The 21,946-nt window shown below is 70.8% G+C and carries 15 protein-coding genes; 13 read left to right on the top strand and 2 right to left on the bottom strand.

Annotated features, from left to right (window positions below; translation table 11 throughout):
- Nucleotides 1-179 precede the first annotated feature (179 nt).
- The 4 genes from eccB (at nt 180) to mycP (ending at nt 4,131) form a co-directional block, all read left to right on the top strand.
- Complete coding sequence (gene eccB / locus ACFY00_RS32135; protein WP_388036114.1) at nt 180-1,772, top strand: type VII secretion protein EccB; 1,593 nt, start codon at nt 180-182, stop codon at nt 1,770-1,772.
- 180 nt (nt 1,773-1,952) lie between these two features.
- On the top strand, nt 1,953-2,252 hold the full coding sequence (locus tag ACFY00_RS32140) for a WXG100 family type VII secretion target (protein ID WP_380472962.1): 300 nt from the start codon (nt 1,953-1,955) through the stop codon (nt 2,250-2,252).
- 75 nt (nt 2,253-2,327) lie between these two features.
- Complete coding sequence (locus ACFY00_RS32145) at nt 2,328-2,615, top strand: WXG100 family type VII secretion target (protein ID WP_388036117.1); 288 nt, start codon at nt 2,328-2,330, stop codon at nt 2,613-2,615.
- 151 nt (nt 2,616-2,766) lie between these two features.
- Nucleotides 2,767-4,131, top strand: a complete 1,365-nt coding sequence (mycP, locus tag ACFY00_RS32150; protein WP_388036119.1) for a type VII secretion-associated serine protease mycosin — start codon at nt 2,767-2,769, stop codon at nt 4,129-4,131.
- A gap of 181 nt (nt 4,132-4,312) precedes the next feature.
- On the opposite strand, the gene ACFY00_RS32155 is transcribed toward mycP, so the two are convergent.
- Nucleotides 4,313-5,719: an APC family permease gene (locus ACFY00_RS32155; RefSeq protein ID WP_388036122.1), complete on the bottom strand. Its 1,407-nt coding sequence runs from the start codon at nt 5,717-5,719 to the stop codon at nt 4,313-4,315.
- Nucleotides 5,720-6,200: 481 nt separating this feature from the next.
- A complete protein-coding gene (eccCa, locus tag ACFY00_RS32160; RefSeq protein WP_388036125.1) occupies nt 6,201-10,154 on the bottom strand; it encodes a type VII secretion protein EccCa in 3,954 nt (1,317 codons plus the stop codon).
- Between the two features lie 475 nt (nt 10,155-10,629).
- Here eccCa and eccD point away from each other — a divergent pair, with 475 nt between their 5' ends.
- The 9 genes from eccD (at nt 10,630) to ACFY00_RS32205 (ending at nt 21,645) form a co-directional block, all read left to right on the top strand.
- On the top strand, nt 10,630-12,093 hold the full coding sequence (gene eccD, locus ACFY00_RS32165; RefSeq protein WP_388036128.1) for a type VII secretion integral membrane protein EccD: 1,464 nt from the start codon (nt 10,630-10,632) through the stop codon (nt 12,091-12,093).
- 90 nt (nt 12,094-12,183) lie between these two features.
- Nucleotides 12,184-12,474 (top strand): 30S ribosomal protein S15, encoded by a 291-nt coding sequence (gene rpsO / locus ACFY00_RS32170; RefSeq protein WP_030462697.1) that lies wholly within the window; start codon nt 12,184-12,186, stop codon nt 12,472-12,474.
- 381 nt (nt 12,475-12,855) lie between these two features.
- Nucleotides 12,856-15,066 (top strand): polyribonucleotide nucleotidyltransferase, encoded by a 2,211-nt coding sequence (locus tag ACFY00_RS32175; RefSeq protein WP_388036131.1) that lies wholly within the window; start codon nt 12,856-12,858, stop codon nt 15,064-15,066.
- 102 nt (nt 15,067-15,168) lie between these two features.
- The gene (locus ACFY00_RS32180; RefSeq protein WP_388036134.1) at nt 15,169-16,521 is read left to right on the top strand and encodes a M16 family metallopeptidase; all 1,353 of its coding nucleotides are present in this window, start codon (nt 15,169-15,171) and stop codon (nt 16,519-16,521) included.
- Between the two features lie 26 nt (nt 16,522-16,547).
- Nucleotides 16,548-17,294 (top strand): 4-hydroxy-tetrahydrodipicolinate reductase, encoded by a 747-nt coding sequence (dapB, locus tag ACFY00_RS32185; protein ID WP_388036137.1) that lies wholly within the window; start codon nt 16,548-16,550, stop codon nt 17,292-17,294.
- 1 nt (nt 17,295) lies between these two features.
- A complete protein-coding gene (locus ACFY00_RS32190; protein ID WP_388036140.1) occupies nt 17,296-17,754 on the top strand; it encodes a hypothetical protein in 459 nt (152 codons plus the stop codon).
- Between the two features lie 38 nt (nt 17,755-17,792).
- A complete protein-coding gene (thyX, locus tag ACFY00_RS32195) occupies nt 17,793-18,578 on the top strand; it encodes an FAD-dependent thymidylate synthase (protein ID WP_388036143.1) in 786 nt (261 codons plus the stop codon).
- A 309-nt stretch (nt 18,579-18,887) separates the two neighbouring features.
- Nucleotides 18,888-19,787 carry a 4-hydroxy-tetrahydrodipicolinate synthase gene (gene dapA, locus ACFY00_RS32200; RefSeq protein ID WP_388036146.1) on the top strand — a complete coding sequence of 300 codons (900 nt, stop codon included), beginning with the start codon at nt 18,888-18,890 and terminating at the stop codon, nt 19,785-19,787.
- Nucleotides 19,788-19,959: 172 nt separating this feature from the next.
- On the top strand, nt 19,960-21,645 hold the full coding sequence (locus ACFY00_RS32205) for a ribonuclease J (RefSeq protein WP_388036149.1): 1,686 nt from the start codon (nt 19,960-19,962) through the stop codon (nt 21,643-21,645).
- Nucleotides 21,646-21,946: the final 301 nt, after the last annotated feature.

The following is a 21,946-nucleotide window of genomic DNA, read 5'->3' on the forward strand; positions in this document are numbered from 1 at the left end:
GGCCCGGATGGCGGACCGTCGGAGCCTACCCGTTACCGTACTCACCGTCTGCTGCGGCATCGTAGAGGGGTGGCCGCGAGGTCCGCCCGCCGGGTGGCAGACTCACGCCCGGCGCAAGCGCGTTGACAGACCCGCCGGGCGGGACACACAGGGGAACAACAGGGGAGACGGGGACGAGCATGGCATCACGCCGGGACGAGCTGAACGCCTACACCTTCGCCCGGAAGCGGATGGTGGGGGCCTTCCTGCAGCCGGGCGGCGGCGGCAACGACGAGGACGCGCCGCGTCCGCTCCGCGCGGTGCTGCCGAGTTTCGTGGTCGCCGCGGTGGTCGTCGCGGGCTTCGGGATGTGGGGCGTGCTGAAGCCGGCCGCGCCGCCGAACTGGGACAGCGGGAAGTTCATCATCCAGGGCAAGTCCTCGACCACCCGCTACGTGATCCTGATGGACGGGCCCAACAAGGAGCCCACCCTGCACCAGGTGCTGAACATGTCCTCGGCCCGGCTGGTGCTCTCCGAGAGCGCCACCGTGCAGACCGTCGCCGACGACGTGCTGGACAAGTACCCGCGGCGCGGCGCCACCATCGGCATCCCGTACGCGCCGGACAAGCTGCCCTCCTCCGGTGACGCCCGCGTCGCGAAGACCTGGTCGGTCTGCGACAAGCAGGGCAAGGACAACCTGCAGTCCACCGTCGGCCAGTCGGTGTTCATCGCCGCCGGGGACGAGGAGAAGAAGCTGGCCGCCCCGGACAAGATGCTCAACGAGAACCAGATGCTGCTGGTCCAGGAGCCGCCGCTGGACGGGGGCGACGCCGAGGGCTCGATCTACCTGGTGGACTCCAAGGGCGTCAAGCACGCGCTCGGCAAGCGCGACATGAGCGCCAAGGACCGCCACGACCTGATGTCCGCCCTCAGCAGCCCGGACGCCAAGCCGCAGCAGGTCACCAGGGAGTGGCTGGCCACGCTGGCCAGCGGCGACCCGGTGGACTTCCCGCGGATCGACAGCTTCAAGACCACCAAGAAGTCCGCCCCCTCCCAGCTCGGCCTCTCCAACCCGGAGCAGAACCAGGTCGGCCGGCTGCTGAAGTTCCAGGACGCCTACTACGCGGTCGGCGCCCAGCAGCTCTACCAGATCACCGAGTTCCAGGCCGAGCTGATGCGCACCGACCCGATGCTGCAGAGCGCCTACCCCAAGGACGGCCGGCCGGTCATCGAGGACGTCGGCGCGGGCGACATCAGCAAGCTCGGCGGGAGGGTCAACCGGCAGATGATGACCGAGTCCAAGGACCTCCCGACCCACAAGCAGCAGGCCGTCAACGTCGGCGACAAGGGCACCCGCACGGTGATCTGCTCGACCTTCAACGGCGCCGACGAGAAGGGCGTCATCAAGCGCTCGGTCTGGGCCCACACCGAGTACCCGGCGCAGGTCACCTCCGGCTCGGTCAGCGCGCACGTGACGCCCGGCCACGGGCTGCTGTACCGCGCGGTGGAGGGCGAGACGCTCGGCACCGACGGCCAGGCCGCCTCCGGCAGCGACTTCCTGATCACCGACTCCGGCCTGCGCTACTCGCTGCCCGCCAACAGCGACGGCGCCCCCGCCGCCTCCGCGAGCCCCGCGCCCGAGGGCGGCAAGGCGAACAGCACCAACGAGGCGCAGGCCCGGCTCGGCTACAAGGACGTCGTCCCGCCCAGGGTGCCGCTGGCCTGGTCCAAGCTGGTCCCGGCCGGACCGGTGCTCAACACCAACTCCGCGCTCCAGGCCCAGAACGCCTGACGAACCGTCAGTGACGCTGCGGGAGTTCAGTGTCATGGTCTGGTAACTACCCGCTACCCGGTGTTGGGTGCGCGGCAGTTGGCCGTTACAGTGCTTCAGAGCACCACACCGGTGGTGCCCGTACGGACGTTCGCCACAGGGACGTCCGGACGTAGTCTGTCTCATGGGGGACGGTGGATCATGGCAGGTCAGTTCACGACGACCGCGGAGGAAATGACCGCCTTCGCGAACCGCATCGGTGAGGTCAACCAGCAGGTCCAGGGTGAGATCGGTCGCCTCAACAACCTGGTCTCCGAGATCGCCTCGGGCTGGAAGGGCGCGGCCGCGTCCGCCTACCAGCAGATGCAGTCGCAGTTCAACGAGGACGCCAACGCGCTCAACAAGATCCTGGACGAGATCCGTCAGGCGATCGAGGCGACGACCAAGGCCTACTCGATGACCGAAGAGGAGCAGCGCGCTGCGGTCGGTGGCATCGGCTGACGCCGGTAATCGCAACCACCAACCACACTGCGCCTCGCAAGGGCGCGCCGTGAATCCATCGAAGGGGAGAGATCAATGTCCGGCATTCTCGTCAATTTCCAGACCATCCAGAACGCGAGCTCCGAGGTCCGCCAGACCGCGGCGCGCATCCAGAGCCAGCTGGACGACCTGAAGGCGGGCGTGCAGCGCATCGCCTCCAGCTGGGAGGGTGCGGCTCAGCAGGGCTACCAGGCCCGGCAGGCCCAGTGGGACGCCAAGGCGGCGGACCTGCAGGAGGTCCTCGGCCGGATCGCCACCGCGCTGGACAACGCCGCGCAGAGCTACCAGCAGACCGAGAACTCGAACCAGGCCATCTGGGGCTGATCGCCGGCGGGCCGGCAACGGCACGGGGGAACCGGCACAGCAGTGCTTGACACGGGCGGGCGCCCCTCAGGGGCGCCCGCCCGCTGCGCGTCGCAGGGGGCGGCGCGTGCAGGGACACACGGGTGGAACAGCAGTGAGGGGTGGAGCAGAGGTGTCGTCAGGATCGTTGCGCCGGACCGGTGCGGTGCTGCTGGTGCTCGGGGTGATCGGTTCGGCCGCCGCGGGCCCGGCCTGGGCCGAAGCGGCCGCGGGCGGCGACACCCCCCGGGTCGGGCCGGTGCTCGCCGCGGCGGGTGACTGCAACTTCCCGATCGAGCAGGACGTGGTGTCCAAGCCGTGGGCGCTGCAGCGGGTCTTCCTCAGCGAGCTGTGGGGCCAGGACAAGGCGGTCGCCAAGGCCGACCCGTCCCAGAACGGCGGCAAGCCGCAGGGCCCGCCGAACCAGACCGGCAAGGACGTGCTGGTCGCCGTCATCGACACCGGCGTGGACGCCAGCAACCCGCAGCTGGCGGGGGCGGGCAAGGTGCAGGCCGGCCGGGACTTCCTGGGCGAGAACCCCGGGGAGGGCCAGCAGCGCCCCGACGGCAACAGCCTGACCGACAAGGTCGGCCACGGCACCAAGGTGGCGGGCATCATCGCGGCCGCCGAGAAGCCCGGCATCGGCTTCGTCGGCCTGGCCAAGGACGCGAGGATCCTGTCCATCCGGCAGAACGACGCGGAGGGCCACGGCAGCGTCAAGACCCTGGCCGACGCGATCACCGAGGCGGTCGGCAAGGGCGCCAAGGTCATCAACATCTCGCAGGACGTCCGGGTCGACAACGGCCCGGGCGCGACCCCGGCCGCGGACCCGCAGCACCCGGGCTTCAAGGACGCGGACGCCCTGGAGGCCGCGCTGAACCTGGCCGAGGAGCGCGACGTGGTGGTGGTCGCCTCCTCGGGCAACGACGGCGGCGAGGGCCCCACCTACCCGGCCGCCTTCGACTCGGTGCTCGCCGTGGGCGCCTCCGACCGAAACAACGAGCGGGCCGCGTTCTCCCAGTACGGCGACTTCGTCGACGTGGCCGCGCCCGGCGTCGACATGCTCTCCACCGTCCCCGGCCACGGCCAGTGCACCGACAACGGCACCAGCTTCTCCGCCCCGTACGTGGCGGGCGTGGCGGCGATCCTCAAGGGCATGCACCCGACCTGGAAGGCCCAGCAGATCCGCACGGTGATCGAGCAGACCGCGCAGCGCACCGAGCACGGCCCGAACAAGTACATCGGCTGGGGCGTGGTCGACCCGGTGAAGGCCGTCGAGTACACCACGGTGCCCGGCCCGTCCGAGTCCCCGCACCCGGACGCGTCGACCAAGCTGGACGCCTACCCGCTGGTCGCGCAGCCGCTCGGGCTGGAGGAGACCCAGGCCGACCGGGACCGCCGCACCGGCACCTTCGTGCTGGGCATCGGCGGCCTGGTGGTGGCGGGCCTGGCCGGCGGCGCGGTCGTCGCCCGCGACATGAACCGGCGCCGCCACTGACCGGCGGCAGCGCTCCGGCCGAGGGGCCGGTCCCGGGGAACGGGGCCGGCCCCTCGGGCCGTCCCGGTGCCCGCGCTGCCCCGTGCCGCCCGTCCGAGCTGCCGGCGGGCCCGGAAAGGGGTCGGCCCCCGCGCCGGTCTCGGGGACCGGGCGGGGGCCGACGGGGAGCGCTCCGCGGGGGTCAGACGCGCTCGTCCTCGGGGAGGGTGATGATCCAGCGGGTCGCCGGGCGGGGGCGCAGGTAGAGCGCCCAGTAGAGGCTGGCCGCGGCGGTGATGCCGAGCGTCCACCACAGCGCGGTGGGGTCGAGCTTGGTCAGCACGTAGGCCAGGGCGACGATCACCAGGATCGGCAGCGCGGGCCACAGCGGCTGGCGCCAGGCCGCGGCGCCCTTGTGGTGGCCGCGGCGGGAGAACAGCGCGCCGACGGCGACCAGCAGGTAGAGCGCGGCGACCGCGACACCGGTGATGTTGGTCAGCAGGTCCTGGCCGACGAAGCAGAGTGCGGCGCCGGGGATGCCGACCGCCAGGGTGGAGATCCACGGGGCGCTGAACTTGTTGAGAGTGCCGAAGGCCTTGTTGACCGGCTCCGGCCAGGCCTTGTCGCGGCCGGAGGCGAACAGCACCCGGGAGTTCTGGATGACCATCACGATGCCGGCGTTGATGATCGCCAGCGCGATGCACAGGCTGATGAAGGTGCCGACGCCGCTGTTGCTCCAGCCGATCACCAGCGAGGAGATGTCGCCCTCGCTGAGCGCCTTCAGGTCCGGGGCGCCCATGGTGATCGCGGCGACCGGGATCAGGATGACGGCGGTGGACAGGCCCAGCGTCCACAGCACGGTGCGGGCGACGTTCTTGCGCGGGTTCTCCAGCTCCTCGGAGAGGTAGATCGCGGTGGAGAAGCCCTGGGTGACGAAGAGCGCGGTGCCCATCGCGGCCAGGATCGCGGCGAAGCCGACCCCGCTGGTCGCGCCGGTGGTGGCGTCGACGACCGAGCCGTGCAGCATGCTGCTCACGCCGCGCTCGGAGTGGCCGAAGCCGAGGAAGGCGACCACGGCGCAGGCGATGACCTCCAGCACCAGGAAGATGCCGGTGATCCAGGCGTTGGCCCGCAGGTCCAGCAGACCGGCCACGGTGGCCGCGACCATCACCGCGGCGCCGGCCCACTTCGGGTCCAGGTGGATGATCGGTTCCAGGTACTGGGCGGTGCCCATGGCGATCAGTGAGGGCACGATCATCACCACGATCAGCGACTGGATGAACACCAGCCAGCCGGTGAACTTGCCCGCCAGGGTGCCGACCATGGCGTACTCGCCGCCCGCCGAGGGCACCAGGGTGCCGAGCTCGGAGTAGCAGAACGCCACCGCGACGCAGATGACCGTGCCGATCAGGATCGACATCAGGGTGAAGGTGCCGAGCGAGTTGAAGAGCTCCGGGACGATCACGAAGAGTGAGGAGGCCGGGGTCACGCAGGAGAGCGTGAGCAGGGTGCCGCCGACGACACCGAGCGATCGGGCGAGCTGCTTGGGGCTGCCCGTGGAGTCCCCGGCGGCGGGGGAGGCTACCTGCGGGGGGAGCGTGTCGGTCATGGGGCATCCGATCCACTGAGCGGTGGTGTGGGGGTCGGGAGCGGTATCGCCTCCGAAGCACGGTCTCGCGGTCTGGGTCTGCTTCGCTCCCGGGTGGCCAGGTTGCCTGGGCGGCTAGGCCCAGTCAACGCGCGGTGGGCTGCGGATTCCGTTGTCATAAGGCGCTTCTGCCTGCGGAATGCAGCTCCAGAGCGCTCGGGACGCATGTTTCCATCGTGTCAACTCGGGTTAACTGCGCTTGAATCGAAGGTGAAGTGAGCTGGCTAACGTGTGATTCCAAGGCGCTCTGCCGTAGTGCGGCGCTGGGCCGAAAAGCGTCGTCGAAGGCCCCGAAAGCTACGGGAACCGAAGCAGAACCGAGAAAAACGGAAGATAACGTTATGACACCGTTCTGCTCCCGGAGTGCCGAGAGGGCCGGACCCCTGGCGGGATCCGGCCCTCTCGACCGCTCATCGGTCACCGTGCGTGCACGGCGGCCGCGCTAGATCTGCGTCGGCAGCCAGCCCGTCTGCACCGTCTGGCCCGCCTGGATCCGGCGGGAGACGAACACGCCGCGGCCCGGCGGCAGCGGCTGCGGCTTGACCGTGCCGAGCAGCGCGCCCTCGCCCTTGTCGCCGGAGAGCAGCACGCCCTGGCCGCCCAGCTCGCGCATGCGCTGCATCACCGGCTCGAACAGCGAGCGGCCGGCGCCACCCGCGTTGCGGGCGATGATCAGGCGCAGGCCGATGTCGCGCGCGAACGGCAGGAACTCCGCCAGCGGCGCCATCGGGTTGCCCGACTGGGTGGCGACCAGCTCGTAGTCGTCCACGATCACGAACATGTCCTTGCCGGTGTACCAGCTGCGGTTGCGCAGCTGCTCCGGCGTGACGTCCGGGCCGGGCAGGCGGCGCCCGCAGGCCCCGCGCAGCATCTCCACGATCGCCGACATGGCGGGCGCGGCGGCCGCGTACTCCACCAGGTACTCCGGCGGCACCACGCCGAGCAGCGAGCGGCGGAAGTCGCCGACCACGATGCCCGCCTGGTCCGGGGTGTACCGCTCGGTGATCTGCTTGATCAGCATGCGCAGGAGCGCCGACTTGCCGGACTCGCTCTCGCCGAAGACGACGAACAGCGGGTCGGTCTCGAAGTTGACGAACACCGGCGCCAGCTCGACCTCGTCGACGCCGAACGCGACGCCCAGCTCCGGGTGCTCGAAGCCCTTGGGCAGCGAGTGGCCGTCCAGCACCGGCGGCAGCATGCGCACCTGCGGGGCCCGCGGGCCGCCCCAGGCCGCGTTGACCTGGGCGACCAGGTCGGCCACGCCGTCCACCAGGTCCTCGGTGCTGCTGGAGCCGTCGATCCGGGGCAGGCCGGACAGGAAGTGCAGCTGGTCGGCGGTCAGGCCGCGGCCCGGGATCGGCGGGACGTTCGCGGCGACCTTGCGGCCGATCTCGGACTCCATCGAGTCACCGAGCTTGAGCTCGACCCGGTTCTGCAGCTGGTCCTTCAGCGCCGGGCGGACCTCGGCGTAGCGGGCCGCGGTGATCACCACGTGCACGCCGTAGCCGAGACCGCGCTGGACGATGTCGGCGATGACCGGCTCCAGGACCTCGAACTCCTGCTTGAAGGTCAGCCAGCCGTCGATGAACAGGAACACGTCGCCGAACTGCTCGTCGGGCAGCTGCCCGGCGGCCCGGCGGGCCCGGTAGGTGGCGATGGTGTCGATGCCGGTCGCCCGGAACAGCTCCTCACGGCGGTTGAGCACGCCGTGCACCTCGCTGATCATGCGGCGGACCTTCTCGACGTCCAGACGGCCCGCGACGCCGCCGACGTGCGGCAGGTCGGCCAGCGAGCCGAAGCCGCCGCCGCCGAAGTCGAGCAGGTAGAACTGCGTCTCCACCGGCGTGTGGGTGACCGAGAAGCCGGCCACGATGGTGCGCACCATGGTGGACTTGCCGGAGCGCGGACCGCCCACGATCATGCCGTGGCCGGCGGCGCCCGAGTAGTCCAGGTACATCACGTCGCGGCGCTGGTCGCGCGGCTTGTCGACGATGCCGACCGGCACGACCAGGTTGCCCTGGCGGACGGCCGCCGGGGTCAGGCCGCGGTCCGGGCTGATCTGCAGCGGCTCCAGCAGGCTGTCCACGGACGGCGAGTCGTCCAGCGGGGGCAGCCACACCTGGTGGGCGGGCGGGCCCTGGCCGATCATCCGCTGCACGAACACGTCGAGCATGGTGTCCAGCAGCGCCTCGTCCTTCTCCTCCTCCTCGGGCAGTTGCGGGAGGATCTCCACCTCGGGCTCGACGACCTCGACCTCGGCGGCGGTGAACAGCACCGGCTGGGCGGTGACCACCCGGCCGCCGACCGCGCGCTGGGTGCCCGGCGCCCGGTACTTGCCGGAGACGTAGGCGGCGCGGAAGCGCTCCATCACGTCGGAGCCGAACTTGAGGTAGCCCACGCCGGGGATCGGCGGCAGGTGGTAGGCGTCCGGCACGCCGATCGCGGCCCGCGACTCGGCGGCCGAGAAGGTGCGCAGACCCAGGCGGTAGGAGAGGAAGGTGTCCAGACCGCGGAGCTTGCCCTCCTCCAGTCGCTGCGAGGCCAGCAGCATGTGCATGCCCAGCGAACGGCCGATGCGGCCGATCTGGATGAACAGCTCGATGAAGTCCGGCTTCGCGGTGAGGAGTTCGGAGAACTCGTCGATGATCATCAGCAGCGAGGGCAGCGGGTCGAGCGGCGCGCCGGCCGCGCGGGCCCGCTCGTACTCGTTGATGTTCGCGTAGTTGCCCGCCGCGCGCAGCAGCTCCTGGCGGCGGTTCATCTCGCCCTCGATCGCGTCGCGCATGCGGTCGATCAGGGTCGCTTCGCCCTCGAGGTTGGTGATCACGGCCGCGGTGTGCGGCATCTCCGACATGCCGGCGAAGGTCGCACCACCCTTGAAGTCCGCGAGGACCAGGTTCAGCACCTCGGAGGAGTGGGTGACCGCCAGCGCCAGCACGATGGTGCGCAGCACCTCGGACTTGCCGGAACCGGTGGCGCCGACGCACATGCCGTGCGGGCCCATGCCCTCCAGCGAGGCTTCCTTGATGTCCAGCCAGACGTACTCGCCGTTGCTGCCGACGCCCAGCGGGACGCGCAGCTTCTCGCGGATCGGCTTGGGACGCCAGTGCCGGGCCGGGTCGAAGGAGCCCGGGTCGCCGGTGTGCATCATCTCGGTGAAGTCCATCGACACCAGCGACGGGTCGCTGTCGTCGCCGCCCGCGGACGCCCGGAACGGCGCCAACTGCCGCGCCAGCGCCTCGGACTGCCAGCTGGAGAGCGCGTCCGGCTTGCCCGGGTAGCTCGCCCCGGAGGCGGCCTCCAGCAGCAGGTCGTCCTTGCCGACGGTGATCACCAGGTGGCCGTTGGGCTCGTCCAGGTCACCCGGGACGACCTCGATCACGGTGACGCCCTGGACGCCCTCCGGACCGGCGATCACCGAGTCGACCGGCACCGAGGCGCCGTCCATGATGATCACCAGGTGCGGCTGGTCCGGGGTCGGCGTGCTGTCCCGGGAGAAGCCCTTGCGGCCGGCCAGCTCGTTGGCCAGCAGCTCCTCCAACTCGCCCAGCCCGGAGGCGATCAGGCGCCGCGAGCCGGCCCCGTCGCTCTCCTTGCGGTGCTGGGTGTGCGGCAGCCACTTCGCCCACTCCCACTCCTCCACCGCGCCGGGCGCGGCGGCCACCCCGATCATCAGGTCCTCGGGGGAGTGCAGGGTCGCCAACTGGGCCACCATCGCCCGCACGTTGCCGTACACCGAGTCCGGGTCGCCGCACACCGTGATGTGGTAGAAGGCCCGCAGCGAGACCGCCAGCGGCAGGTCCTGCAGGGTGCCGTGGGTCTTGATGAAGGTGCCCATCGCCTCCGCGGCGAGCGGCTCCAGCTCGTCCATCGGCGCGGTCTGCGGCGCCACCAGCGGCGTCGACAGCTGCAGCGGCCCGAGGCCGACCCGGATCTGCGCGAAGTCCGGGTCCGTCGGCCGGCGCTCCCACAGGCGGCGGCCCTCGGCCACCACCGACCACAGCTGGTCCGGCTCCGGGTGGGTGAACAGCAGCGCCCCGCGCTGCCGCTCGGCCGTGCGGCGCACCTCGCGCCGCTTCTGCTGCAGGTACTTCAGGTAGTCGCGGCGCTCGTCCGAGGTCGCCGCGCTGCCGCCCTTGCGGGCCCGGACGATCTGCGCCACCGCCATCGCGGCGGTGGACGCGATCATCAGCACGCCCATCATCTTCATCGGGCCCTGGCCGCCCTGGAACAGGAAGGCCGCGCTGCCGCCCATGCCGAGCATCGGCATCAGCGTCATCAACCAGTCCTCGCCGCCACCGCGCGGCAGCTCGGGCGGCGGAACCAGCTCGACCGGCTCCTCCGACACCGCGGGCGGGAACGCCCGCGGCGGGCGCTTCACCGTCACCGTACTCATGCCATCACCCCGTCCCGGGCGGCAGCCGCAGCGCGCGACTCCCCGTTCTCAACGACGCGCCCTCCCAGGGCACTTGACAGGGGGCGCCCCCATCGCTCGCTCACAATCCGCCCTCACGCATCTGGATACGTACGGTGAGGGCGCCCCGTGTGATGACGCCGCCCCCGCTCCGCCGAACCGCAGGCGCGCGGGGCTGTCGCGTCTTCGATCGCCGCCCCCGTACGCCGTGCGCAGGGGCCGATCCTACTGTGCACGCCAAGCGGTTCGTCCACGGGGTCGGATCGGGCCCCGGCCGGGACTGATCCGCCGTCAGCGGGCCGTCCGGCCCCGGCGCCCGGACCCCGCGTACACGGCCCTTCCCGCGGAGGGTAAGGTGTCGCCGCGCCAACTCTCGTTCGGACCGTGACAGTTCCGGAGCCGCTGCGACGAGTGGTCAGCAGACTTGCCGACACAGCCAACGAGGGGGAGAGGGCCGGTGAGCAACAACGCAACGACCGGTTTTTGCCGGGTCACCGTGGTGGCACCGGACAGCCGGATCGACGTCGCACTTCCGGAGGACGTCCCGCTCGCGGACATCTACCCGGAGGTACTGAGGCTCTCCGGGCAGACCCAGGTGGACGGGACGCCCACCGGCTTCCACCTGGTCCGACGGGACGGCACCGTGCTGGACAGCGGGCTGCCGCTGGCCGCCCAGCAGGTCCGCGACGGCGACCTGCTGAGCCTGCGGCCGTTCGCCGAATCGCTGCCGCCCGCGGTCTACGACGACGTCGCGGACGCCATCGCCTCCGCGGTCGAGGCCGACCGCCGGTTCTGGAGCCCCGACCTGATGCGGGCCTTCGGCCTGATCGCGGGCACCGTCCTGCTCACGCTGCTGGCCTTCGCGCTCTGGTTCTCCGACCTGCGGCACAACATGTTCGGCCTGCCCGGCATCCTGTCCGGCGTCACCACGGTCGTCCTGGTCACCTTCGCCGGTGTCCGCGCCCGGGTGTACGCCGACCACACCGCCGCGCTGGCCCTCGGCCTCGGCGCGCTGCCGCACGCCATGCTGGCGGGCTCCGGCATCATCGACGTCGCGAACGAGGGCAGCGGCCCCGGCCGGCTCCAGTTCCTGGTCGGCTGCGTCACCGTGCTGGTGGTCTCCGTCCTGCTGGTCGGCCTGCTGCCGGAGAAGGACTCGGCGTTCGTCGCCGCCTCCTTCCTGGCCGCCGCCGGCACCCTGGCCACCTTCGCCGCCGTCCTGATGTCCGGCACCGCGATCACCGACATCGCCGCGGTCACCGGCGTGGCCGGCGTCGCCGCGGTCGGCTTCCTGCCCGCCCTCTCCGCCCGCTTCGCCCGCCTGCCCGTCGGCTTCAGCGCCCCCGGCCAGACCCGCACCCGCGGCAGCGCCTACGGCGAGGAGGCCAACACCGCCGAGACCGTCCAGTACGAGCGGATCGCCGCCCAGGCCCGCCGCGGCCACGAGGTGCTGGTCGGCCTGGTCGGCGGCGCCTCCGCCACCATCGTCGGCGCCTGCGCCGTGCTCGGCTTCAGCGACCGCTCCTGGGCTGAACTGCTGGCCCTGGCCATCGGCGTCTCGACCATGCTGCGGGCCCGGCTGTTCCGCTACACCGCGCAGGTCTTCGCGCTGACCATCTCCGGCCTGACCGCGCTGTCCCTGCTGATCCTCGGCCTGGCCCTGCACACCCCGCTGCACCTGCTGATGGCCAAGCTCACCAACGAGGGCGGCGGCGACCTGCGCACCGTGTGGCTGGCCGCGTCCATCGCGGCCGGTGCCGCGGTGATGACCGCGATCGCGCTGATCGTCCCCCGTTCCGGGGTCTCCCCGTTCTGGGGCCGCATCCTGGACATGGTCGACAGCCTGATGCTGATCGCGCTCGTCCCGCTCGCGCTCGCGGTGCTCAACATCTACAACGTGGTGCGCGGCGCGACCGGCTGAGCCGCGCTGGTATCGTTGATCCGTCCGAGTCTTGTCAGGTCCTGTGCTTCCTACCAGGACCGCTCGGCCAACCAACCGAAGGAGATGCCCGTGGCCCTCGCCGCTGACGTCAAGAAGCAGATCATCGCCGAGTTCGGCCAGAAGGAGGGCGACACCGGCTCCCCCGAGGTCCAGGTCGCCATGCTCTCCCGCCGCATCTCGGACCTGACCGAGCACCTGAAGTTCCACAAGCACGACCACCACTCGCGTCGTGGCCTGCTGATCCTGGTCGGCCAGCGCCGCCGCCTGCTGCAGTACCTGGCCAAGAAGGACATCGAGCGCTTCCGTACCCTGGTGGACCGCCTCGGCATCCGCCGCGGTGCCGCCGGCGGCGCCCGCTGACACCGCTCGCAGGGGCGGCTCCCCTCACCGGGGGAGCCGCCCTTCGGCGCATTCCGCGCCACCCCGCGACCACGCCCCGCGACGAAGCCGTCCGCGTAAAGCCGCGCTCGGTAGGGTGTGAATTTGTAAGGTAAAGGGCATGCCCGCCCTTGCGGGACGAATCAAGGCCTCCATCGGAGGCCGCCCGCACCCCGCAGGAGCGTCCACACGCCACCGCCGCCGCGCGCCGAAAGGCGCCGGTCCTCGGTAGTGGCCGCCGGGAACCCCCACGAGAGGGACCGACCCGGTGGCTTCGATCGAAGACCGGCCCAGCTGCCCGGGCCACGGCAGGCAAGCGCAGGGGCGCTCCTGGGGAGACGTACGAAAGAGGAGATCTTCCAGGTGGAAGAGAACGTTTTCTACGCCGAGGCCGTCATCGACAACGGCAGCTTCGGCACCCGCACCATCCGCTTCGAGACCGGCCGCCTGGCCCGTCAGGCCGCCGGCTCCGCCGTGGCCTACCTGGACGACGACACCATGGTGCTGTCGGCCACCAGCGCCTCGAAGCAGCCCAAGGAGCACTTCGACTTCTTCCCGCTCACGGTGGACGTCGAGGAGCGGATGTACGCCGCGGGCCGCATCCCCGGCTCGTTCTTCCGTCGCGAGGGCCGCCCCTCCGAGGACGCGATCCTGACCTGTCGCCTGATCGACCGCCCGCTGCGCCCGTCCTTCGTCAAGGGCCTGCGCAACGAGATCCAGGTCGTCGTGACCGTCATGGCGCTCAACCCCGACCACCTGTACGACGTGGTGGCCATCAACGCGGCCTCCGCCTCCACCCAGCTGGCCGGCCTGCCGTTCTCCGGCCCGATCGGCGGCGTCCGCGTCGCGCTGATCAACGGCCAGTGGGTGGCCTTCCCGACCCACTCCGAGCTGGAGTCGGCCGTCTTCGACATGGTCGTCGCCGGTCGCGTCCTGCCGGACGGCGACGTCGCGATCATGATGGTCGAGGCCGAGGCCACCGACAAGACCATCAAGCTGGTCGAGGGCGGCGCCGAGGCGCCCACCGAGGAGGTCGTCGCCGCCGGTCTGGAGGCCGCGAAGCCCTTCATCAAGGTGCTGTGCGCCGCGCAGTCCCAGCTCGCCAAGCAGGCCGCCAAGCCGACCGGCGAGTTCCCGGTCTTCCTGGAGTACCAGGACGACGTGCTGGCCGCGCTGACCGCCGCCGTCAAGGACGAGCTCGCCAAGGCGCTCACCATCGCCGGCAAGCAGGAGCGCCAGAACGAGCTGGACCGCATCAAGGGCGTCGCCGCCGACAAGCTGCTCCCGGAGTTCGAGGGCCGCGAGAAGGAGATCAGCGCCGCCTACAACGCGCTGACCAAGAAGATCGTCCGCGAGCGCGTCATCAAGGACAAGGTCCGCATCGACGGCCGCGGCGTCACCGACATCCGCACCCTGGCCGCCGAGGTCGAGGCCATCCCGCGGGTGCACGGCTCGGCCCTGTTCGAGCGCGGCGAGACCCAGATCCTGGGCGTCACCACGCTGAACATGCTGCGCATGGAGCAGCAGCTCGACACGCTCTCCCCGGAGACCCGTCGCCGCTACATGCACAACTACAACTTCCCGCCGTACTCGGTCGGCGAGACCGGCCGCGTGGGCTCGCCCAAGCGCCGCGAGATCGGCCACGGCGCCCTCGCCGAGCGGGCGATCCTCCCGGTCCTGCCGTCCCGCGAGGAGTTCCCCTACGCGATCCGCCAGGTCTCCGAGGCGCTCGGCTCCAACGGCTCGACCTCGATGGGCTCGGTCTGCGCGTCCACCATGTCGCTGCTGAACGCCGGTGTGCCGCTGAAGGCCCCGGTCGCGGGCATCGCGATGGGCCTGATCTCCCAGGAGATCAACGGCGAGACCCACTACGTGACCCTCACCGACATCCTCGGCGCCGAGGACGCGTACGGCGACATGGACTTCAAGGTCGCCGGCACCCGCAACTTCATCACCGCCCTGCAGCTCGACACCAAGCTCGACGGCATCCCGGCCTCCGTGCTGGCCGCCGCGCTGAAGCAGGCCAAGGACGCCCGCCTGCACATCCTCGACGTCATGAACGAGGCCATCGACGCGCCCGACGAGATGTCCCCGAACGCGCCGCGGATCATCACCATCAAGATCCCGGTGGACAAGATCGGCGAGGTCATCGGCCCCAAGGGCAAGATGATCAACCAGATCCAGGAGGACACCGGCGCGGACATCACCATCGAGGACGACGGCACCATCTACATCGGTGCGGTCGACGGCCCCTCGGCGGAGGCCGCCCGCTCGACGATCAACCAGATCGCCAACCCGACCATGCCGGAGGTCGGCGAGCGCTACCTGGGCACCGTGGTGAAGACCACCACCTTCGGCGCCTTCGTCTCGCTCATGCCGGGCAAGGACGGTCTGCTGCACATCTCGCAGATCCGCAAGCTGGCCGGCGGCAAGCGCGTCGAGAACGTCGAGGACGTGCTCGGCGTCGGCGCCAAGGTGCAGGTCGAGATCGCCGAGATCGACCCGCGCGGCAAGCTGTCGCTGATCCCGGTCGTCGAGGGCGAGGAGGGCGGCGAGGCCGCCGCCTCCGAGTGACCTCCCGGTAGCACCCGCGGCCCGCACGCCCACCCGGCGCGTGCGGGCCGCACCCTGTTCGCAGAAACCCTGTTCGTGAAGCAGCAGTTGGAAGGAACACCCGTGGCCCAGGCCTCGGCGGCGAAGCAGCGCCCCGGAACCACCCGGACCCTGCTCAAGGGCACCGACGGCGCGGGCACCGTCCGCCGCACGGTGCTCCCCGGCGGCCTGCGGGTCGTCACCGAGACCCTCCCGACGGTGCGCAGCGCCACCTTCGGCATCTGGGTCGGCGTCGGCTCCCGCGACGAGACGCCCGTCCTCAACGGCGCCACCCACTACCTGGAGCACCTGCTCTTCAAGGGCACCGCCCGGCGCGACGCCCTGGAGATCTCCGCCGCGCTGGACGCGGTCGGCGGCGAGATGAACGCCTTCACCGCCAAGGAGAACACCTGCTACTACGCGCGGGTCCTGGACACCGACCTGCCGCTCGCCATCGACGTGGTCTGCGACATGCTGACCGGCTCGCTGATCCGCCCCGAGGACGTGGAGTCCGAACGCGGCGTCATCCTCGAGGAGATGGCGATGGCCGAGGACGACCCGGGCGACGTGGTGCACGACCTGTTCGCCAAGGTGATCTTCGGCGACGGCCCGCTCGGCCGCCCCATCCTGGGCACCCAGGAGACCGTCACCGGGCTCACCCGCGACCAGATCGCGGGCTTCTACCAGCGCCGCTACAAGCCGGAGAACCTGGTGGTCGCCGCCGCCGGGAACCTCGACCACGCCAAGGTGGTCAAGCTGGTCGAGCAGGCCTTCGCGCCCGTCCTGGCCAAGTCCAAGGGCCACCCCGCCGAGGTCCGCCGCGGCGTCAAGGCGGTCCGCACCGCCGGGAAGGCCGCCGTCCTCAACCGCCCCACCGAGCAGGCCCACCTGGTCCTCGGCGTCCCCGGCGTGCCGCGCCACGACGAGCGCCGCTGGGCGCTCGGCGTGCTCAACGCGGCCCTCGGCGGCGGGATGAGCTCCCGGCTGTTCCAGGAGGTCCGGGAGAAGCGCGGCCTGGCGTACTCCGTCTACTCGTACTCCTCCTCGTACGCCGACACCGGCCTGTTCGGCATCTACGCGGGCTGCCAGCCCAAGCGGGTCGAGGAGGTGCTGAAGATCTGCCGCGCCGAGCTCGCCCGGGTCGTCGAGGAGGGCATCACCGAGGAGGAGCTGCGCCGCGCCATCGGCCAGATCTCCGGCTCCACCGTGCTCGGCATGGAGGACACCGGCTCGCTGATGAACCGGATCGGCAAGGCCGAGCTCTCCTACGGCCACCACCTGTCGGTGGACGAGATGCTCGGCAGGATCGCCGCGGTGACCCTGGACGACGTGCACGCCGTCGCCCGTGATGTGCTGGGGGCGCACCGCCCCTCGCTCGCCCTGATCGGCCCGATCAACGACCGGCGGGCCGCCAAGCTCGCCGACCTGCTGGTCTGACCGGCCGGCCTGAGAGGATGACTGACATGACGCTGCGCGTCGCCGTGATCGGCGCCAGGGGCCGGATCGGCTCGGAGGCCGTCAAGGCCGTCGAGGCCGCCGAGGACATGGAGCTGGTGGCCGCCCTGGGCCGCGGCTCCGACCTGACCGAACTCACCGAGGCCCGGGTCGACGTCGCCGTCGAACTCACCCACCCCGACTCGGTGATGGGCAACCTCGACTACTGCCTGAGCAACGGCATCCACGTGGTCACCGGCACCACCGGCTGGACCGAGGAACGCCTCGCCACCGTCCGCGAACTGCTGGCCAAGGCGCCCGAGTTGGGCCTGCTGATCGCCCCCAACTTCTCCATCGGCGCGATCCTCGGGATGAAGTTCTCCCAGCTCGCCGCCCGGTACTTCGAGTCCGTCGAGGTGATCGAACTCCACCACGACAACAAGGCCGACGCCCCCTCCGGCACCGCCACCCGCACCGCCCAGCTGATCGCCGCCGCCCGCGCCGAGGCCGGGCTGCCCCCGCAGCACGACCCGACCACCCACGGCCTGCCCGGCGCCCGCGGCGCCGACGTGGACGGCGTCCCGGTGCACGCGGTGCGGCTGCGCGGCCTGCTGGCCCACCAGCAGGTGATGTTCGGCGACACCGGCGAGACCCTCACGATCCGGCACGACTCCATGCACCACAGCAGCTTCATGCCCGGCATCCTGCTCGGCGCGCGGAAGATCGCCGACCACCCGGGCCTCACCTTCGGCCTGGAACACTTCCTGGACCTGTGACATGACCTCCCGCACCGGCTTCTTCGTCCTCTCCGGCCTGCTGCTGCTGGTCAGCCTGGTCTGCGTCGGCGAGGGCGTCCAACTGGTCGCCACCGGAAAGCCGTTGGGCATCGGCATCGGCCTGTGCGCCTTCGTCATCCCGGTGATCGGCGTCTGGTTCCTCGCCCAGACCGTCCGCTTCGGCCGGGCCAGCGAGCGGCTGGCCCGCGAGCTGGAGGCCGAGGGCGGCCTGCCCGTCGACGAGCTGAAGCGCACCGCCGGCGGCCGGATCGACCGCGCCTCGGCCGACGCGGTGTTCACCCGCCGCAAGGCCGAGGCCGAGGCCGACCCCACCGACTGGCGGAACTTCTTCCGCCTGGCGGTGGCGTACGCGGACGCGGGCGACGTGCCGCGGGCGCGCAAGGCCATGCAGCACGCCATCAAGCTGCACGGAACGGGCTCGCCCACCGCCGTAGACTGACCCGTACTCTCCTCCAGACCCCCTCAGGACGTTCTCCCATGCGCGCAGTAGAGCCCCAGGTCCACCTCATCGCCCGCCCCGAACTCGACTACGACGAGGTCGCCGCCTACCTCCAGGACGTCGGCGGCGAGAGCTGGCTGGAGCGGGTCGACCGCGGTGACCTGGACGACGCCCAGAACCTGGCCGAGTTCGCGGGCCGGATCTGCTACCGCTCCTGGAAGCCGGGCCTCAACCCGAACGTCACCAAGGTCCGCACCGACCAGGACGCCTACCTCAGGAACATCCTGGCCAGCGCGCACGGCTCGGTGCTGGAGCACGTCTCCTTCACCTTCGTCCTGCACAACGTCAGCCGGGTGGTCACCCACGAGCTGGTCCGGCACCGGGCCGGCGTCGCGGTCTCCCAGGAGTCGCTGCGCTTCGTCCGCCTCGACGACATCCCGTTCTGGTTCCCCGAGTGGGCCCAGCGGGACGAGGAGCTGATGACCCGGGCCACCGGCCTAATGAAGGAGATCGAGGAGTTCCAGCACTGGATGGCCGACCACTTCGGGCTGGACGAGGAGGGCGTGCCCTTCCACGAGAAGAAGGAGAAGACCTCCTTCATGCGCCGCTTCGCCCCCGAGGGCCTGGCCACCGGCCTGGTCTGGACGGCCAACGTCCGCACCCTGCGGCACGTCATCGAGAACCGCACCGCGCCGGGCGCCGAGGAGGAGATCCGGCTGCTGTTCGGCAAGATCGGCGAGCTGATGGTCAAGGAGGCCCCGTCGCTGTTCGGCGACTACACCGTCGAGGACGGCGCCTGGGTGCCGGGCTGGCGCAAGGTCTGACGGCCTGACGGGGCGTCCGGGCCGGGCCGGGGGCGCTCACCCGTGCGGCCCGCCGCCCCGGGCCGCCGCCCGGCCGCTGACCTGCGGCGACGGGCAGACGGGCGGACTGTCCGGCATGTCTGGATTGCGGCTTTCTCGGCCGCTCCATACGCTCAGGACACGGATTCCGGTGCTGCGTGAACCCCCGAGCGCGCAGCACCGGAATCCCATGTCCGGCCCGGGTTCCGGCGCCCTCCCCACCGCCCCGCACTGTCCAAACCCTGGACCTGCGTGGCTACCGACCACCGCCCTACGAGTAGCTTTGGACCCATGGCTCCGACCTCCACCCCGCAGACGCCCTTCGGCCGGGTCCTGACCGCGATGGTCACCCCGTTCACCCCCGAGGGCGAACTCGACCTCGACGGCGCCCAGCGCCTCGCCGCCCACCTGGTGGACTCCGGCAACGACGGCCTGGTGCTCAACGGCACCACCGGCGAGTCGCCCACCACCACCGACGCGGAGAAGGCCCGACTGGTACGGGCCGTGGTCGAGGCGGTCGGGGACCGCGCCCACGTGATCAGCGGCGTCGGCACCAACGACACCCGCCACAGCGCCGAACTCGCCCGCCAGGCCGAGGCCGCCGGTGCGCACGGCCTGCTCGTCGTCACCCCGTACTACAGCAAGCCCCCGCAGGAGGGCCTGTACCGGCACACCGTCGCCGTGGCCGACGCCACCGAGCTGCCGGTCATGCTGTACGACATCCCCGGCCGCTCCGGCGTCGCCCTGGAGACCGAGACCCTGGTCCGCCTCGCCGAGCACCCCCGGATCGTCGCCAACAAGGACGCCAAGGGCGACGTCGCCGCGGCCGCCCAGGTCATCGCCCGCACCGACCTCGCCTGGTACTCCGGCGACGACGTCCTGACCCTGCCGCTGCTCTCGGTCGGAGCCGTCGGCGTGGTCAGCGTGGTCGGCCACGTCGTCGCCCGCGAGATCCGCACCATGATCGAGGCCTTCGCGGCCGGCGACACCGCCAAGGCGCTCGCCGTGCACCAGACCCTGCTGCCGGTCTACACCGGAATGTTCCGCACCCAGGGAGTGATCCTCTCCAAGGCGGCGTTGAACCTGCAGGGACACCCGGCCGGACCGCTCCGACTGCCGCTGGTCTCCGCCACGGACGCGGAGACCGCCCGGCTGAAGGAGGATCTCGCCGCCGGCGGGGTACACCTGTAACCAACAACAGACGTGCGCGTCCCCGGCTCGCCGGACCCACCCGGGTCCGCCGCTGGACCGGGACCGAAGGCGCGCGGCACATCGGCAGTCAGGTAACCACGATGGACGCACGCCATATGTCGCCGGGGGAGGAACCCCCCGGGCATATGGCGTGCGTCGTGAGGAGAGTCTTTTGAGCCACCCGCACCCCGAACTCGGCGCGCCCCCCGCACTCAAGGAAGGCGCCCTCCGCATCACCCCGCTCGGCGGCCTCGGCGAGATCGGCCGCAACATGACGGTCCTCGAGTACGGCGACCGGATCCTGATCATCGACTGCGGCGTGCTCTTCCCCGAGGACGAGCAGCCCGGCGTCGACCTGATCCTCCCCGACTTCAGCTACATCCGGGACCGCCTCGACAAGATCGACGGCATCGTCCTGACCCACGGCCACGAGGACCACATCGGTGCCGTGCCCTACCTGCTCCGGGAGAACCCGGACATCCCGCTGATCGGCTCGAAGCTCACCCTCGCCCTGATCGAGGCCAAGCTCGCCGAGCACCGTATCCACCCCTACGTCCTGGAGGTCGTGGAGGGCGACCGCGAGCGGATCGGTCCCTTCGACTGCGAGTTCATCGCGGTCAACCACTCCATCCCGGACGCCCTCGCCGTCGCCGTCCGCACCCCCGCGGGCATGGTCGTCGCCACCGGTGACTTCAAGATGGACCAGCTCCCGCTGGACGGCCGCCTCACCGACCTCCCGACCTTCGCCAAGCTGGCGGAGGAGGGCATGGACCTCCTCCTGGTGGACTCCACCAACGCCGAGGTCCCCGGCTTCATCCCGCACGAGCGCGACATCTCCGCGGCCCTGCGCAACGTCTTCGCCAACGCGGACAAGCGCATCATCGTCGCCTCCTTCGCCAGCCACGTGCACCGCATCCAGCAGGTCCTGGACGCCGCGCACGAGTACAAGCGCAAGGTCGCCTTCGTCGGCCGCTCCATGGTCCGCAACATGGGCATCGCCCGCGAGCTCGGCTACCTGAAGGTGCCCGGCAACCTGCTCGTCGACGTCAAGACCCTCGACGACCTGCCCGACAAGGAGGTGGTGCTCATCTGCACCGGCTCCCAGGGCGAGCCGATGGCGGCCCTCTCCCGGATGGCCAACCGCGACCACCAGATCCGCATCGTCGAGGGCGACACCGTCGTCCTCGCCTCCTCGCTGATCCCCGGCAACGAGAACGCCGTCTACCGCGTCATCAACGGCCTCACCCGCTGGGGCGCCAAGGTCGTCCACAAGGGCAACGCCAAGGTGCACGTCTCCGGCCACGCCTCGGCCGGCGAGCTCCTGTACTTCTTCAACATCTGCAAGCCCAAGAACCTGATGCCGGTCCACGGCGAATGGCGCCACCTGCGCGCCGCCGCCGACCTCGGCATCGCCACCGGCATCCCGCGCAACCGCGTCGTCATCGCCGAGGACGGCGTCTGCGTGGACCTGGAGAAGGGCGTCGCCCGGGTCGTCGGCAAGGTCCGGGCGGGCTACGTCTACGTCGACGGCTCCTCCGTCGGCGACATCACCGAGGCCTCGCTCAAGGACCGCCGGATCCTTGGTGAAGAAGGCTTCATCTCGGTCTTCGTGGTGGTCGACTCCACCAACGGCAAGATCGTCGGCAGCCCCACCATCCAGGCCCGCGGTTCCGGCATCGAGGACAGTGCGTTCACCCCGATCGCCGGCAAGCTGGAGGAGGCCCTGACCCGCTCCGCGAACGAGGGCGTCCTGGAGGTCCGCCAGGTCCAGCAGCTGGTCCGCCGGACCATCGGCAAGTGGGTCGCGGACAACTACCGCCGCCGCCCGATGATCCTCCCGGTCGTCGTCGAGGTCTGAGGCACGACCTGATTTGACCTGGGGCAGCCCGGTGCGTAATGTTCTCCGGGTTGCCCCACGGTCGTGCGGCTTCGCTCCGGATTCGAATTCGTTCGAATCGAATGGGGCGGGGAAAACAGGCCGAGAAACTCTGGTAGAGTTCGGGAGCGCCGAAAGGCGAAAGCGAATCGGATCGAATGAAACTCCGGAAAACGGAGCGGAAAACGTCTGATAAGCTGGGAACACGAAAGAACGAAGCGCCCGGAGGGTCCGCAGGGATGCGGCTCGAAGGAAGCGTCCGTTCCTTGAGAACTCAACAGCG

Origin of the sequence: Kitasatospora sp. NPDC001540, assembly GCF_042894345.1 — a bacterium.
Lineage (GTDB): Bacteria > Actinomycetota > Actinomycetes > Streptomycetales > Streptomycetaceae > Kitasatospora > Kitasatospora phosalacinea_C.

Excerpts from the sequence above, each read along its gene's own strand:
- ACFY00_RS32190 (WP_388036140.1), top strand. The coding sequence starts at position 17,296 with ATGACCTCCCGCACCGGCTTCTTCGTCCTCTCCGGCCTGCTGCTGCTG.
- eccB (WP_388036114.1), top strand. The coding sequence starts at position 180 with ATGGCATCACGCCGGGACGAGCTGAACGCCTACACCTTCGCCCGGAAG.
- eccCa (WP_388036125.1), bottom strand. The coding sequence starts at position 10,154 with ATGAGTACGGTGACGGTGAAGCGCCCGCCGCGGGCGTTCCCGCCCGCG.
- dapB (WP_388036137.1), top strand. The coding sequence starts at position 16,548 with ATGACGCTGCGCGTCGCCGTGATCGGCGCCAGGGGCCGGATCGGCTCG.
- ACFY00_RS32155 (WP_388036122.1), bottom strand. The coding sequence starts at position 5,719 with ATGACCGACACGCTCCCCCCGCAGGTAGCCTCCCCCGCCGCCGGGGAC.
- dapA (WP_388036146.1), top strand. The coding sequence starts at position 18,888 with ATGGCTCCGACCTCCACCCCGCAGACGCCCTTCGGCCGGGTCCTGACC.
- ACFY00_RS32145 (WP_388036117.1), top strand. The coding sequence starts at position 2,328 with ATGTCCGGCATTCTCGTCAATTTCCAGACCATCCAGAACGCGAGCTCC.
- ACFY00_RS32140 (WP_380472962.1), top strand. The coding sequence starts at position 1,953 with ATGGCAGGTCAGTTCACGACGACCGCGGAGGAAATGACCGCCTTCGCG.
- thyX (WP_388036143.1), top strand. The coding sequence starts at position 17,793 with ATGCGCGCAGTAGAGCCCCAGGTCCACCTCATCGCCCGCCCCGAACTC.